This window comes from Blautia sp. MSK.18.38, assembly GCF_024460535.1.
GTDB lineage: Bacteria > Bacillota > Clostridia > Lachnospirales > Lachnospiraceae > Blautia_A > Blautia_A fusiformis.
Map to the genome: position 1 here is coordinate 24,083 of NZ_JANFYP010000004.1, position 14,760 is coordinate 38,842.

Annotated in this window: 11 protein-coding genes and 1 other annotated feature; of the genes, 5 read left to right on the plus strand and 6 right to left on the minus strand. The window is 46.2% G+C overall.

Going from position 1 to position 14,760, the window contains the following annotated elements; all coding sequences use genetic code 11:
• Nucleotides 1-99 precede the first annotated feature (99 nt).
• On the minus strand, nt 100-1,353 hold the full coding sequence (locus NE638_RS03805) for an ABC transporter substrate-binding protein (protein ID WP_021650446.1): 1,254 nt from the start codon (nt 1,351-1,353) through the stop codon (nt 100-102).
• Nucleotides 1,354-1,946: 593 nt separating this feature from the next.
• Here NE638_RS03805 and NE638_RS03810 point away from each other — a divergent pair.
• Both NE638_RS03810 and NE638_RS03815 read left to right on the plus strand, forming a co-directional pair.
• Nucleotides 1,947-2,591, plus strand: coding sequence for a YesL family protein (locus tag NE638_RS03810; RefSeq protein ID WP_059086770.1), 645 nt, complete (start codon nt 1,947-1,949; stop codon nt 2,589-2,591).
• Nucleotides 2,592-3,603: 1,012 nt separating this feature from the next.
• Nucleotides 3,604-4,422 carry an AraC family transcriptional regulator gene (locus NE638_RS03815; RefSeq protein WP_173745796.1) on the plus strand — a complete coding sequence of 273 codons (819 nt, stop codon included), beginning with the start codon at nt 3,604-3,606 and terminating at the stop codon, nt 4,420-4,422.
• Nucleotides 4,423-4,565: 143 nt separating this feature from the next.
• On the opposite strand, the gene NE638_RS03820 is transcribed toward NE638_RS03815, so the two are convergent.
• From NE638_RS03820 to NE638_RS03840, 5 genes are all read right to left on the minus strand, one after another.
• Complete coding sequence (locus tag NE638_RS03820) at nt 4,566-6,167, minus strand: ABC1 kinase family protein (protein WP_173745797.1); 1,602 nt, start codon at nt 6,165-6,167, stop codon at nt 4,566-4,568.
• A gap of 69 nt (nt 6,168-6,236) precedes the next feature.
• On the minus strand, nt 6,237-6,662 hold the full coding sequence (locus NE638_RS03825; protein ID WP_202031287.1) for a phasin family protein: 426 nt from the start codon (nt 6,660-6,662) through the stop codon (nt 6,237-6,239).
• 95 nt (nt 6,663-6,757) lie between these two features.
• Nucleotides 6,758-7,135, minus strand: a complete 378-nt coding sequence (locus NE638_RS03830) for a diacylglycerol kinase family protein (protein ID WP_015526060.1) — start codon at nt 7,133-7,135, stop codon at nt 6,758-6,760.
• 265 nt (nt 7,136-7,400) lie between these two features.
• Nucleotides 7,401-9,716: an ABC transporter permease gene (locus NE638_RS03835; RefSeq protein WP_173745798.1), complete on the minus strand. Its 2,316-nt coding sequence runs from the start codon at nt 9,714-9,716 to the stop codon at nt 7,401-7,403.
• Nucleotides 9,717-9,725: 9 nt separating this feature from the next.
• On the minus strand, nt 9,726-10,424 hold the full coding sequence (locus NE638_RS03840; RefSeq protein ID WP_118753327.1) for an ABC transporter ATP-binding protein: 699 nt from the start codon (nt 10,422-10,424) through the stop codon (nt 9,726-9,728).
• A 232-nt stretch (nt 10,425-10,656) separates the two neighbouring features.
• On the opposite strand from NE638_RS03840, the gene NE638_RS03845 reads away from it, so the two are divergent.
• From NE638_RS03845 to ilvN, 3 genes are all read left to right on the plus strand, one after another.
• Entirely contained in the window at nt 10,657-11,943 is a 1,287-nt protein-coding gene (locus tag NE638_RS03845) for an HlyC/CorC family transporter (protein ID WP_021652503.1), read from the plus strand.
• 183 nt (nt 11,944-12,126) lie between these two features.
• Nucleotides 12,127-12,368, plus strand: a binding site (T-box leader).
• A gap of 100 nt (nt 12,369-12,468) precedes the next feature.
• Nucleotides 12,469-14,187 carry a biosynthetic-type acetolactate synthase large subunit gene (ilvB, locus tag NE638_RS03850; RefSeq protein WP_173745799.1) on the plus strand — a complete coding sequence of 573 codons (1,719 nt, stop codon included), beginning with the start codon at nt 12,469-12,471 and terminating at the stop codon, nt 14,185-14,187.
• Between the two features lie 12 nt (nt 14,188-14,199).
• Complete coding sequence (ilvN, locus tag NE638_RS03855) at nt 14,200-14,709, plus strand: acetolactate synthase small subunit (protein WP_015526065.1); 510 nt, start codon at nt 14,200-14,202, stop codon at nt 14,707-14,709.
• Nucleotides 14,710-14,760 lie beyond the last annotated feature (51 nt).

Below are 14,760 nucleotides of genomic sequence, written 5' to 3' on the forward strand. Positions count from 1 at the left end.
AAGAATCACTCCTTCTATTCCTTCTATGTATGAGGCCGCTGCACCTGAGTGCGGCGGCCCCTCTCATTACTGCACTTAATTATCGGTGTTTCTTAATGCTTACTCCTCAGCCAGCTTCTCGTTCATCTGATCAGCCATCTGCTTGCAAGCCTCTTCCATTGTGATGTCGCCTGTGTATACGCCTTTAAGGATCTCGTTGTCCTCGTTCTCCCATGTTACAGTAGATTTGGAGTATGGACGGATCTCCATGTCATCCATCATGTTCAGATAAGCCTGAAGGTTGAAGTCTGCGGATTTAGCCCATGCATCAGATGTATCTTTGTATGCACTCATTGTAACACCAAGCTCAGCCTGTTTCTCCTGAGCCTCTTTGGATCCGAGGTACTCGATCAGCTGCCAAGCTTCGTCTGTGTGCTCACCGGAAGCAGATGCTGCCCATCCAAGTCCGTTATATGAGGAAGCTCTTCTGCCTGTCTCAGCGTTTTTAGGAAGCTCTACACAATCACAGTTAGCTGCTGTGTACTCGTTCTCTTTAAATGCTGCAAGCATCCAGGAGCCCTGGCATGTCATAGCGATCTTGCCAGCCTCGAAAAGTACGTCCTCGTTGTTCTCGGACATTGTCTCAAGAGACGGGATCACGCCATCCTTGATCCATCCTTCCAGTGTCTGCATAGCTGCGATCGTCTTCTCATCATCCCAGCCGGATTTTGTCTTGTCATCGCTGATGATGTATCCGCCGTTATCATAGATCAGGTTGTAGTATCCGGCCTGGTTGTTATCATTTCTCATTCCGAGACCGTACTGGGAACCATCATCCTTAGTAAGCTTCTTAGCTGCCTCTGTAACATCATCCCATGTCCAGTCAGCTGTCGGATAATCAAGTCCTGCCTCGTCAAATAATGTCTTGTTGTACCAGAGAGCGATTGTATCTATATCCTTCGGTACTGCATAATATTTATCATCGTATGTATACAGTCCCCAGATATCCTCCGGATAGTTCTCCGGATCGATCAGATCGCTGTCTTTGATCTTATCGGTCAGATCAAGAAGCATATCGTTGGACATGTATCTCTGACTCTCGTTGGAGTGCATCCAGAATACGTCCGGAAGGGAACCACCCTGTGCACCGGCCTCGAGCATTGTCCAGTACTCATCCCATTTAACAACGGAGATCTCTGTCTTGATTCCTGTCTTCTCTGTGAAGTCTGCGAGAATTTCTTTGATTCCCGGCTCCTGGTTGGTGTCCCAGATGGATACGGAAAGTGTAACATCGTCACCTTTTGCATATACCGGAACTGCTGTCATTACCATGGCACCTGCTAACAATAATGCTGCTACTCTTTTGAAATTCATAACTTCTTCCTCCTTTTAAATCTTTCTTATTTTCCCTCTTTCTTTTGGTCAGTTTTTATATTTTTTCACGTCCCTGACCGTTGATATTATTATAATTGCACATGGAAAAATGATAAATGGATTATTGTCATTTCAACATGGAAAAATGTTACTTTTTATTCATTTTATCCATTTTTTGTTCATACTTAGTTAATTATTCGTCATTTTTACATGTTTTCTTTCATTTATTACATATATTTTCATATTTTTCACTATTTATGAGCATATTTTGGCACCCATTTATTTCCTTGTAGCAAAACCAACATTTTTACATATCTGTTTTTGTATGTTTTTACTAACTCAGCACATGTATAAATGTCATTTTCCAAAAAACACAATTTTCCTTTCCTAACATAATTCCATGCGTGCCATCATTTTCACATGTGCACGCAAAGTTCCATGTTTTTTTATACAGTCCCATAAACCGTGCTGATACTTATCTGCGTCCCCTCTCTTTACACACAATCAAAAACTATGCTAAGATTAGCTGTATCGGACTTTTCCCATATGGTCTGTTTTCATTTCTACATTTCTATATAAGGAGGTATTTCGTTATGAATCTTTTAAATGAAGATAATGTCGTCCATGTATTTCTCAACAAGCTGGGTGACATCGTGATCGCCAATCTTCTTTTTATTCTCTGCTGCATCCCCGTGATCACCATTGGGCCGTCACTAACTGCCCTTTATCACTGCATGATGCGTACAGTAAAAGGGAATAACAACGGCACAACGAAAACATTTTTCAGAGCTTTTAAGGAAAACTTCAAACAGTCACTGATCATATGGCTGCTGATCCTTGCTGCCGGAACCATGATCATCCTGAATATCCGCTTTCTGCTCCATGCAGAAGGAAGCGCTGCACATATGCTGTTTTATCTTTCTGTGGGGGTTCTGACTTTGCTGATAATTTTTACTTTATACATATTCCCGGTAATCGCAACCTTTGCCAATACACTGGGGGCACTTTGCAGAAATGCATTTCTGCTGGCATTTATGCATTTCCCCACAACGATCGCCATTGCGGTGATCACGATCTTTCCATTGTATATGACATATCTCGATGCAAAGCTGCAGCCACTTTACGCATGCTGCTGGTTTTTCTTTGGATTTGGACTTGTAGCTTTTATAAATTCGATGCTGTTGTATCGATTTTTTAAAAAGCTGCTTCCTCCGGAGGAGGATATTTCGCTTTTGTGATGAAAAGCTTGGGAAAATTGTTATTTATTTAGATATAGTATTTTTAGATATAGTATTTTCGCTTTTCAAAGCGGAGGAAATCTGCGAGGGGGAAAGCACTCAGAGTTGCGAAGCCCGTTTTTCCCCCTCGCGCTCCCCCTTTCCGGGCACGCTATATTGTCGTACACTGTGGGAATGTGTTAGTGTATTGGCACGGCGATGTATTCTACGGTATTGATGATGCTGCGCTATGCCGATGAGGATGCCGATGTATTCTACGGTATTGATAATGCTGCGCTATGCCGATGAGGATGCCGATGTATTCTACAATATCAATATCACATCTCGCCCCAGCGCCAATACATTACCACAACAACTCACCTCCAAGTCGACAGCGAAGCGCCTCGACCCATTCTTCCCCGGCAGGCCACAGGGAAACTCAGCCTTTCGTCCCAGTCATCCAGCGCAGCGCTGATGACCCATCCAACTCCCGGGAAACCACCTCACTTCCCACTCTGAACCAAATTCCCACTCCGTCTACTCATTTTCCTATCTGCTCTCTCCTTACTTGTAATCCCTCCGATAATCCAGAATTTTTACAGGAGGAATCAGATGCTATCTGCTCCCTCCTCACCTGTAATCCCTCCCGCCATCGCCACTCTATCCCTTCCGCCCTGAAAAGCCAGCCCGTGAGGCGTGTGCTGTCTGTCACCGGACTCTGCAGGAGGGGAGCTGCTTCTTAGGCGGCGGAAATCTGCGTTGCTTCAAAAATTCTCGCTGTCTGAGCGGCTTCAGACGCGAGTTCGAGAATTTTTGAAGCGGTTTTAGCAGAATTCCGGCGCCTTAGAAGCCAGCCCCCGACGAAGCCCCGGTGACAGACAGCACACGCCTCACGGGCGTCCCCTTTCCCCCTTTCCCATTGCCCTCCCCACCCCAATATTGTATAATCATCTCATACAACATCCACCCCATTTTGTAACCCAAAATTACATTTAGTTTTTGCTGCATAACAAAAAACAGGAGGCCCAACCAAATGAAAAAAGAACCCAACCCACAGCACACCCTCTCCGTCTACTTCTGCGGCCAGGAAGACTGCGGTCCGAACCACTCCTTCGGCCCGGCCATGCGCCCACACTACCTTCTCCACGTGATCTTCCACGGCAAAGGCATCTACCAGTGCAGCGGCCACACCTACCATCTGAAAGCAGGCGACGCCTTTCTCATCCGCCCCATGGACTCCATCTACTACCGCGCTGACAGCTCCGAACCCTGGAGTTATGCCTGGGCAGGCTTTGACGGCTCCGCCTGCAAAGAAATCCTGAAACAAACCGTATTTTCCGACACCCCAATCTTCACCCCGGAAACACCCTCCCGGCAAAACAGCCTCCTCACCCACATGCAAAGCCTCCTTGACACCTTTTCCGAAAACAACGGAAACGACCTTGCCTCCACAGGAAACCTCCTCCTGATACTATCCGACATGCAAAAAAAGCCCTCCGAAAGCAGGACCGACATCTCAAACCTGTACTTTCAGAAAGCCTCCGAATACATCAGAAACAACTATGCCTACCCCATCCAGATCTCAGACGTGGCACACTACGTAGGAATCGACCGTTCCTATCTTTACCGAATCTTCATGGAACATGAAAACACCTCCCCAAAACAATATCTCCTGAAACACCGCCTCCAGATGGCAGCCCAGCTTCTCTGCTCCTCCTCCTGCACCATCACAGAAGCAGCTCTCTCCTGCGGCTTCCGGGACGCTCCCTCCTTCTGCAACTACTTCCGCCAGGGAACCGGCTACACCCCAAAGGAATTCCGCAAAGCCTACAGCGGAACCATCTACACCTGACCAGACACCCGCACTCCGTCCTTTACCAGCCGGTCGGAAGATGATGGCTCCTAATCGCAGTTATAACAGCAGACCGAAACAATTCCATAACAGCAAAAAAAGACGGAAACCATCCCGCAGACTCTGCAAATGATCTCCGTCTTTTATTTTTTTCCTGAAAAGAAATGCTTGATAAACACATACAAAACAATAATAAAAGCAAACACATAACCAAAGGCGCCCAACGCCGGAATCCCCCACAGCTTTGGTTTCATATCCGTAGTACAGATAATACTGGAACTGATCAGAAGTGCCATCACCCACAGCCCCATCACAATATTCCGCACCAGCCGCCGCAAAAGCCACGCCAGATCATCCGAGGCATGAAGATCCAGATTGATCTTCGTCTGCCCTTTCATACAGCCCTGAAGGAAATCCGCCGCCAGAGAAGGAATATCCACTGCACGTTTCAGCGACCAGGCAAGATTTTTTCCTTCTTTTTTGATCTCACGCTTCCAGTTCCCATTGCTGAACAGCTGCTCCTTGAGCCTTGCCGCAGCAATCTGTGTCATATTGATGTCCGGACATATCTCAGCCAGAACCCCCTCCACATGAGTCAGCCCCCTTGCAAGCATAGTCAGTCCGTGAGGCATCATGATCTTATTTTCTTTCATGACCTCCATCAGGTCCACCATCACTTCAGCCACATCAATGTTCCCCATATCCGCAGTACCGTATTTCTCCATAAGTCCGCGGAGATCCTCATAAAGCTTGCTGGAATCCGGTTTGCCTTTAAACTCCCCAAGAGCCAGGACCGCATCCTGGATCTTGCCGATGTTGTTCATGGCAACCCCTTCAATAGCTTCTGCGATCAGCTGACGATCGTGCTCTGTAAGCCGTCCCATCATTCCCATATCGATCCAGACGATCTTTCCATCCTGGATCCGCACGTTTCCCGGATGGGGATCCGCATGGAAAAAGCCATCCTCCATCACCTGTTTGATGAAATTATCCACATATTTCGTTCCGACCTCATTAAGATCATAACCATTGGCCAGAAGCGCAGCCTTGTCATTGACGGCAAAACCGTCAATATATTCCATCACAAGAATATGCGGCGAAATATACTCACGGTAGAGAATCGGTACTTTCACAAAAGCCACATCTTTGTTCTTTTTTGCAAATTCTGCCATATTTGCAGCTTCTGTCAGGAAATTCATTTCCTCCTGGGTCACAGTCCACAGTTCACTTAAAACCATGTTCAGATCCACCATGCCCTTAATGCTCACCGGCGGCATCAGGCGCACTGCTTTATGCATCAGGCCGATATCCCTGGCCATGGTCTCATAGATTCCCTTTCGCTGAACCTTGATCACAACCTCGTCACCTGTTTTCAGCGTGGCCCGATGCACCTGGGCAATCGATGCTGCTCCCAGAGGTTTCTGCTCAATATGCTGAAATTCTGCCTGCCACGGACAGCCCATGGACTCTTCCAGTACCTCGATCACCTGGGAAAAAGGCATCGGTGGTACATCAGAGCAGAGCTTCATCAGCTCGTCACAGTAGCGTTTCGGCAGAATATCGGAACGAAGAGACATGATCTGACCCAACTTAATATAAGTTGGGCCCAGATCTTCCAGTATGAGCCGGAGCTTCTCAGGAGAAACACCCCGGGTAATGGCATGTTTTTTCAGAACGGCTGTGATCTCTCTCAGCCGTTCTCCATATCCGCCTTTCTCTTTTTTCTCCTTTTCTTCTCTGCCCATAAACTTCTCCATTTACTGCTTCGTCTGCGTTGTCGTTTAGTCAAGCGGATATTTGCGATCCGCAGTCGGTTACTCTGCTGCCTGTTCTTCGCTCCCGGTATCTTCTGCATTTTCTGTTTCCGCAGAAGCTTCCTGTACAGATTCCTCTGCCGGTTCTTCTGCTGTCTCGGCTTTCTCCTCAGCAGCCTCGGCCTGCATGTGCTCGATCTGCGCCTTCACAGCAGCCAGCTGCTCCGGTGTCAGCCTGGAAATCGTTGCCTTCAGTTCTTCCTGATCATTCTTTCTGGCTGCAGATTCCTTTACAGAATCAGCAGCTGTCTTAACTGTTGATTTGATGTTATGCTTCAGCTCCTGATTAAGAACCTTACCCTGTTCAACCGTAAGCTCACCCTTTTTTACCAGTTCATCCAGGATTTCTTTGGATTTCTCTGCTGTCACTGCTGCTGTACCAATACCCACCAATAAAATTTTCTTCAGTCCTTCACCTAATTCCATAATATTTTCTCCTTTCCTGAAACCGGCAGCTGCCGGACCATCACACCACAGTCCGACACCAGACCCTATCCTGAAACAAAAGTTTTCTGTTCCTGTCATATTCCCAGAAAAACAAGTCCCTTGGGAACAAAAATGATCAGTCCGACGATCGCTGCCATGATCGCTGCGATCAGTACTGCTCCGGCCGCTGTGTCCTTGGCGATCTTTGCCAGTGGGTGACGTTCCTCCGTAACCAGATCCACAACAGCTTCCACTGCCGTATTCACCAGTTCCAGCGCCATCACCATTCCGAACAGCCCCAGGCAGATGCACCACTCTGTCACGGAAATCCCAAGGATCAGTCCTGCGATCACCACAAGCGCTGCCACCATACAGTGGATCTTCATATTTCTTTCCTTGCGGATGCAGGTAAAAATCCCCTGAAACGCATATCCGAAGCTTTTATACAGCGGATCCTTCTTTCTGCCTGCCATGTTCCTCACCTGATTTCCTGTTTGAATTATTCCCTCCAACGGGAAGTATGGGATTATTATAACAAGTTTGTAGTAATATTTCCAGTATTCCGGAAAATTTATGAATATTTAAGGAGTATATGTGGTTATTCACAGACAACTGTTCAAGCGGATAAAAGCATCCGCATTCAGTTAAACCACACATACTCCTGATCCTGTTGCATATTCTGTAAAATTTCCGGATATCCTGAATTATTTTTCCGGATATATATACAGATGTCACATATTATTCCACATTTTTCAGTGCTTCATCCATGGGCACTTGACGGATTCTCCGGAATTCCAGCACTGCTACCACTGCATAGGCTACGATTCCGATCGCTGTCATTTTCACATAGATCATGGGATCCACCCACATGGTGATCCATCCCGAAATACTGGAAAGCATCATCTCGCGGAACAGCACTTCCATGATCTGCCGTTCAACCGGAAGGCTTAACAGCAGGCAGAACACCACCACAAGTGATGTGGAAAGTATATACAAACGGCTGATCTCACCATTTGTATAGCCCAGGATCTTGGTCATAGAAATCGACTGGGCATTTTTTTCGATGATGACCTTGGAAAGCAGATAGATCACCACCAAGAAAATGATCACGGAAAATCCATACATCATTCCCATCATATCTCCCATGGAGACATCCAGCTGCCTGGATATTTTTGTAAGAGCTTCCAGATCAATGACAGAGCCGATATATTTTGAAGGGATGTCCCGGATCTCTGTATCAGAGAAATATCCTCCAAAATAATCATCTCCAAGATCAAACGCCTCATTCAGTTTATCTCTTTCCATAAATACACAGAGGCTTGCCGCATAATCATAGATTCCATCTACTTTAAAGGAATACTCATCCTTCTCGTATTTTTCCTTCAAAGTTATGGTATCGCCCTCCTTGATCCGGAATTTATCTGCATAAGCACTGGAAATATAAACACCCTCTCCCGAAAGATCTGCACGGATATACTTGCTATCCGGCTCCACACCATAGAGAGTGATCTCCTCACTTTTATATTTACCAGGCATGGTATTCAGAGAATATGCAGAAAATTTTTCCGCATCCTTATTATCCGTTCTGGTATCCATATAATATTCCATAAGAGAACTCATGGCATCCGCTTTATTTCCTGAATAGGCACTTGCCGGAACCGAAAGCATGTACTGATATTTCGCCAGCATATTCTCCTGGATCTCAAGCTGATAATGATCCAGCGTAGACGGAAGAAGCATTCCGAAAAACAGCAGCAGATTTGCGAAAACAACTCCCACAAACAGCACCAGATAACTGCTGACATTCTGAAAGATCACCCGGAGGCGAAACCTGGAAAAAATTCCTATCTTCGGACTTAAATACACTGCACGTTTCTGTTTTTTACCGGAAAAATCCCTTCGCAGAAGCTTCAGAGGAGAAAGCTGCAGGCGGTACCTAAGCACCGCATGATCGATCAGTATCATAATGATGACCGGAACTACGGTTGTCAGAAGAAAGGCATCTGCATTCCATACGGTCACATAAGTCGGCAGACTATAGCTCCCGTAATACATGTCTGCACATACACCCTTAAATACGGTATATCCAAGAATATTTCCGATCAGGGCACCGGCCAACGTGACCAGAACCGGAAGCGTCATATAATGAAGGATCAGCTCCCGTCTGGTATAACCGGATGCACGTAACGTACCGATAACACTGGCTTCCTTTCGGATCGTATTGCTGATGGTAATTCCAAACACAAAAGCCATGATCACGATCACAATATAAAGAAGCGTGATGACCATTGCCCTGTCTCCGCCCATATCATCGCCGGTGAAAATGATCGCCTGGTTAAGATAACGTGGGACAAAGGTTTCCAGAGCTACCACTTTGCCAATGTCTTCCATGAGATTTTCGGAAACTTTCTTCTCCTCTTTTTCGTTCTTTGGCTGATGATCATACATCCATGCATAATTGTACCGGAGCTTTTCCTGATCCAGGTTTTCAAATTCCTCCGGGGCTACGATCGCCACACCAAACTTTACAGAATCAAACATGGAATCATTATTATTCTGAAACAGGGCACTGTAATCCGAAAGTGCCACCAGACCTGTGATCTTCCAGGATTTTTCACATCTGATCAGGGTATCTCCTACCTTAAGACTGTTGTTATCCGCATACATACGGTCAATGGCGATCTCACCCTGCCCTGACGGCATTTCTCCCTTCATCAGGCAGACCTTATTCACCTTCTCACGGTTTTTAAAAAAACGCATGGTACTTCCGTTATCCAGATCTTCTTCTATATAGTAGTTCTCATAAAGCTTAACACCGGCAGCTTCAATATCCTTCCACTGAGAACTGTAAATCTTTTCCGCAGTACGGAAATTTCCGTTTTCGATGTTATATTTATCAAAGCTCTCATTATAAGCCTTCAGCATGCTTCCATCGGCTACCAGAAAGCCGGACACAAACCCGATGGTCAGTACCATCAGCAGGAAAACCACCAGATATTTTCCAAATTCCCCCTTCAGTTCCCTGGGGATACGTTTACGTAAAGGATTCTTCATAATGCCCCCTTACCATTCCAGGTCAGCAGCCGGAATCTTCTGCTCATTCTGATAGTTTCTGCGGATCATCCCGTCACGAAGCTTTACCACACGGTCTGCCATATCCTTGATGGCATCGTTATGAGTAACCATGACTATAGTATTTCCGTATTTGTGATTGACTGTTTCGATCAGCTTCAGGATTTCCTTGGAGGTGTTGTAGTCCAGAGCGCCGGTAGGCTCATCACAAAGCAGGATATCCGGATTTTTTACAATGGCACGTCCAATAGCAGTTCTCTGCTGCTGACCTCCCGAAAGCTGGTTCGGAAGCTTCCGCTGATGTTCATAAAGTCCCAGTGTCTCCAGCAGTTCATCCACATCCAGCGGTCTGTCACTTAAATAAGCACCAACTTCAATATTCTCCCTCACAGTCAGATTGGGGATCAGATTATACATCTGAAAAATATATCCCAGATGTTTTCTGCGGTAGAGGGAAAGCTTCTTTTCCTTCATATCCTCCAGCTGTTCTCCCTGAATGGTAATGCTTCCTGCATCTGCTCCGTCAATGCCGCCAATAATGTTTAGCAGCGTGGATTTCCCGGAACCGGACGGCCCCAGAAGCACACAAAATTCTCCCTTTTCAATCTCAAGATCGATCCCCTTCAGAACGTCTACATGGCTCTCTCCTGCCCCGAAGGATTTTTTGATTCCTTTTATCTCCAGAAACATAAACCGCTCCTTCCATTCCTATACAGTTCTTCTTTATATATGAATATACATATATGTTAGTCTGAGCTTACTCTTTTGTCAAGAAGCAGACTTATTTTCGTATTTTTTCCATATATCTATATGCGCTGTACTGGTCCGGCTCTTGCCAAAATCCAGTAAAACGTATATAATGTGGGAGTATCTGTATATTTTTAACCAAATAATCTTATTTTTAAAGGAGTGAATATTGAAAGTGGACCCCAGCGACACTTACCAGATAATCATATTACTTATTCTGCTGGCATTGTCAGCCTTTTTCTCATCTAACGAAACCGCGCTGATGTCGGTAAACAAGATCCGTCTCCGCTCTCTTGCAGACGAGGGAAACAAGCGTGCAGCCATGGCTCTCGATATCCTGGAGAACCAGACGCCCAAGCTTCTCAGTGCGATTCTCATCGGAAACAACATTGTGAACATTTCAGCTTCTTCCCTTGCAACCACACTTGCATACAGCTTTGGCGGCTATATGGTCAGCATCGTGACGGTGATCCTGACAGTTCTGATCCTGATCTTCGGTGAGATCACCCCCAAGAACTACGCAACCATTAACTCTGAAAAGATCACCCTCCGCTATATCCCGGTCTTTAAATTTCTTATGACTATCATGACACCGGTGATCTTCATCATCAATCTCTTTTCAAGAGGTGTGATGCGCCTGATGCGTGTGGATCCGGATGCAGCCAGCAAGGCCATGACCGAGGAGGAGCTTCGTACTATCGTGGACGTCAGCCATGAGGACGGTGTCATTGAATCCGACGAAAAAGAAATGATCTACAATGTGTTTGATCTTGGAGATGCCACAGCCAAGGATATCATGGTTCCAAGAGTACATGTTACCTTTGCAGATGTGGAATCCACCTATGATGAGCTGATCGATATTTTCCGCGAGGATAAGTTCACGCGTCTGCCGGTTTATAAGGACAGCCAGAACAACATTGTGGGAATCATCAACATGAAGGATCTTCTTCTTTACGACAAAAATGAGGAATTTGTTATCGATCATTTCCTCCGAAAGCCGCATTTCACTTACGAAACAAAAAGCATTTCCGATCTTCTTGTGGAAATGAAGGACTCCACCTTCAACATTGCCATTGTACTGGATGAATACGGTGATATGGCCGGACTGATCACACTGGAGGATATCCTGGAGGAGATCGTGGGTGAGATCCATGACGAATACGATGAGAAAGAGGACGAGCTTGTCCAGAAGATTTCCGACCGGGAATATATCATCGAAGGTTCCATGCATCTGGATGACGTAAATGATCATCTGGATACGGAACTGGATTCCGAGGATTATGATTCCTTGGGTGGATTTATCATCGAACATCTGGATCGTCTGCCTGTTGCCGGTGACGAAGTGATCACAGAGGACGGAATCCGTCTGATCGTAGAAAAGCTGGATAAAAACCGTATCGAGAAAGTGCATGTCTACCTTCCGGAAAAAGATCCTGAAACACTGGATAATACCGAATCCTGAGTAAGCAGGCTCCAGCTCCGTAACAAGGAACAGCTGATGTACTGAAAAAATATTTAATACTTAATATCATCCATATCGGAACTGTTATCGTAATCCCCGGCTCACCCGTTGAGCCATCAGGATTTTTGATTGACAGTTCCGATATTTTATATTATAATGATAGAAAATTTTTATCCATATTTACTAAATGCAATGACAGGGAGTAGTACACAGTCTCCGGATGCACAGAGAGAAGATGGCCGGTGAAAATCTTCGTGACTGAACTGTGGAAGTAGCCCTCGAGCAGTGGACTGAACCATGGATCTTCATGCAGTAGGCTTCATCGTCATTCCCACGTTACAGGGAGGCAGTATAATTTTGTACTGGCAGAGAGCAGAGTTTTACCTCTGAAAACAGGTGGTACCGCGGAATCATCCGTCCTGAGCATATTTTATCCGATATGCCGGGACTTTTTTATTGGAAAAATTTCTCGCGGCAGCCCTTATCTGCTTAACTTTTCACATCATCAAAGGAGGGAACCAATTCATGAAACAGATTTCCGGAAACAAATTGCTTGTAAAAGCCTTAAAAGAAGAAGGCGTTGATGTTCTGTTCGGCTATCCTGGTGCCTGCACCATCGATATCAGCGATGAATTATATAAACAGAGCGGCATTGACATCATCCTGCCACGTCACGAGCAGGCCCTTGTACATGAAGCAGATGCCTATGCCAGAACTACCGGAAAGGTTGGCGTATGTCTCGTTACCAGCGGTCCCGGAGCTACCAACCTTGTTACAGGTCTTGCAACTGCCAACTATGACAGCGTTCCGCTTGTATGCTTTACCGGACAGGTTGCCCGTCACCTCATCGGAAACGATGCGTTCCAGGAGGTTGATATTGTCGGGATCACCAGAAGCATCACAAAATACGGTGTTACCGTCCGCAACCGTGAGGATCTTGGACGTATCATCAAGGAAGCCTTCTATATCGCACGCACCGGACGCCCAGGCCCGGTTCTCATCGACCTTCCAAAGGATGTAATGGCCGAGCTGGGAAGTGCTGAGTATCCGAAGACTGTCAATATCCGTGGCTACAAGCCTAACACCAGCGTGCATATCGGACAGCTGAAGCGTGCCCTCAAAATGCTGCAGAAGGCCAAAAAACCTCTGTTTCTTGCTGGCGGCGGTGTGATCATTTCCCGCGCGCAGGAGATTTTTACCCAGGTTGTTGAGAAAACTCAGATCCCGGTTGTCACAACCGTCATGGGACGTGGCGCCATTTCCACAAAGAACCCTCTGTTTATCGGAAATCTTGGTATGCACGGCGCTTATGCCGCAAACATGGCTGTGAATGAATGCGATCTTCTGTTTTCCATCGGAACCCGTTTTAACGACCGTATCACAGGCAAGCTCCATGAATTTGCCCCACATGCACAGATCGTCCACATCGATATTGACACCGCTTCCATTTCCAGAAATATTCATGTAGATATCCCCATCGTTGCCGATGCAAAAGAGGCCATCACAAAAATGGATGAATATGTACAGGAGTGCAACACTGAAAAATGGCTGAAACAGATCCAGGAATGGAAAGAAGATCATCCTCTTACCATGAAAGACCGTGGTATGATGGGACCTCTGGATATCATCGGTGAGATCAACCGCCAGTTTGACAAAGCCATTCTTGTTACCGATGTAGGACAGCATCAGATGCTGGTAAGCCAGTATGCAGACATCACTGAGAACCGTCAGCTGATCATGTCCGGCGGACTTGGAACCATGGGTTACGGCCTTCCGGGTGCCATCGGTGCCAAGATCGGCAATCCGGACACACCGGTCATCTCCGTTTCCGGTGACGGCGGCATGCAGATGAACATTCAGGAGCTGGCTACCGCAGTTCTGGAGGAACTTCCGATCATCTGCTGTATCTTTAATAATGAATATCTTGGAATGGTCCGCCAGTGGCAGAAGCTTTTCTACGGAAAACGCTACGCCATGACAAACTTAAAAGCCGGTGCACTCTCCCGCCGTACAGACGGACAGGAATATCCGGAATACACACCGGATTTCATCCGTCTCGCAGAGAGCTATGGGGCAAAAGGTATCCGCGTAACTGAAAAGGATCAGATCGCGGCTGCTTTCGAAGAGGCTAAGAAGAATACAAAAACTCCTACGATCATCGAATTTATCATTGATCCGGAGGAAATGGTTTACCCGATGGTTAAGCCGGGCGGTACTCTGGCTGATCTGATCATGGATTGTTAGGAGGAATGAATGATGGATAAAGGAATGAAAAAAAGATGGATCTCTCTCTACGTTGAAAACCAGGTCGGTGTTCTTTCCAAGATTTCCGGTCTTTTCTCCGGAAAGTCCTATAACCTGGACAGTCTTACTGTTGGAACCACCGAGGACCCCACAGTTTCCAGAATGACCATCGCCACAGTCAGCGATGATGAGACTTTTGAACAGATCAAAAAACAGCTGAACCGTATGATCGAAGTTATCAAGGTCATTGATTTTACAGATGTATTTGTTCGAATGAAGGAGATCCTTTACATCAAGGTAAAAGGCTGCTCCCCGGAAGACAAAGTGGAACTTTTCCAGATCGCTGAGACCTTCAAAGCCCGTGTCATCGACTACGGAAAAGACAGCCTTCTCCTGGAATTTGTCCAGACCGCAACCAAAAACGACGCAGTTATCAAACTGATCAAAGAAGAGTTCAAACACATCGAAGTTGTCCGCGGCGGAAGTGTTGGAATTGAATCGATCAGTATGATGGAAAGATAAAAGCGGAATAATACTCCGACAGAAAAACACGGGGCTGATGCTTTAACGATT

What these genes read in the sequence shown, in the direction of transcription:
- NE638_RS03815 (WP_173745796.1), top strand. Translation starts at nt 3,604, where the DNA reads ATGAAAAAAGAACCCAACCCACAGCACACCCTCTCCGTCTACTTCTGC.
- NE638_RS03805 (WP_021650446.1), bottom strand. Translation starts at nt 1,353, where the DNA reads ATGAATTTCAAAAGAGTAGCAGCATTATTGTTAGCAGGTGCCATGGTA.
- NE638_RS03810 (WP_059086770.1), top strand. Translation starts at nt 1,947, where the DNA reads ATGAATCTTTTAAATGAAGATAATGTCGTCCATGTATTTCTCAACAAG.
- NE638_RS03820 (WP_173745797.1), bottom strand. Translation starts at nt 6,167, where the DNA reads ATGGGCAGAGAAGAAAAGGAGAAAAAAGAGAAAGGCGGATATGGAGAA.
- NE638_RS03825 (WP_202031287.1), bottom strand. Translation starts at nt 6,662, where the DNA reads ATGGAATTAGGTGAAGGACTGAAGAAAATTTTATTGGTGGGTATTGGT.
- NE638_RS03830 (WP_015526060.1), bottom strand. Translation starts at nt 7,135, where the DNA reads ATGGCAGGCAGAAAGAAGGATCCGCTGTATAAAAGCTTCGGATATGCG.
- NE638_RS03840 (WP_118753327.1), bottom strand. Translation starts at nt 10,424, where the DNA reads ATGTTTCTGGAGATAAAAGGAATCAAAAAATCCTTCGGGGCAGGAGAG.
- ilvB (WP_173745799.1), top strand. Translation starts at nt 12,469, where the DNA reads ATGAAACAGATTTCCGGAAACAAATTGCTTGTAAAAGCCTTAAAAGAA.
- ilvN (WP_015526065.1), top strand. Translation starts at nt 14,200, where the DNA reads ATGGATAAAGGAATGAAAAAAAGATGGATCTCTCTCTACGTTGAAAAC.
- NE638_RS03835 (WP_173745798.1), bottom strand. Translation starts at nt 9,716, where the DNA reads ATGAAGAATCCTTTACGTAAACGTATCCCCAGGGAACTGAAGGGGGAA.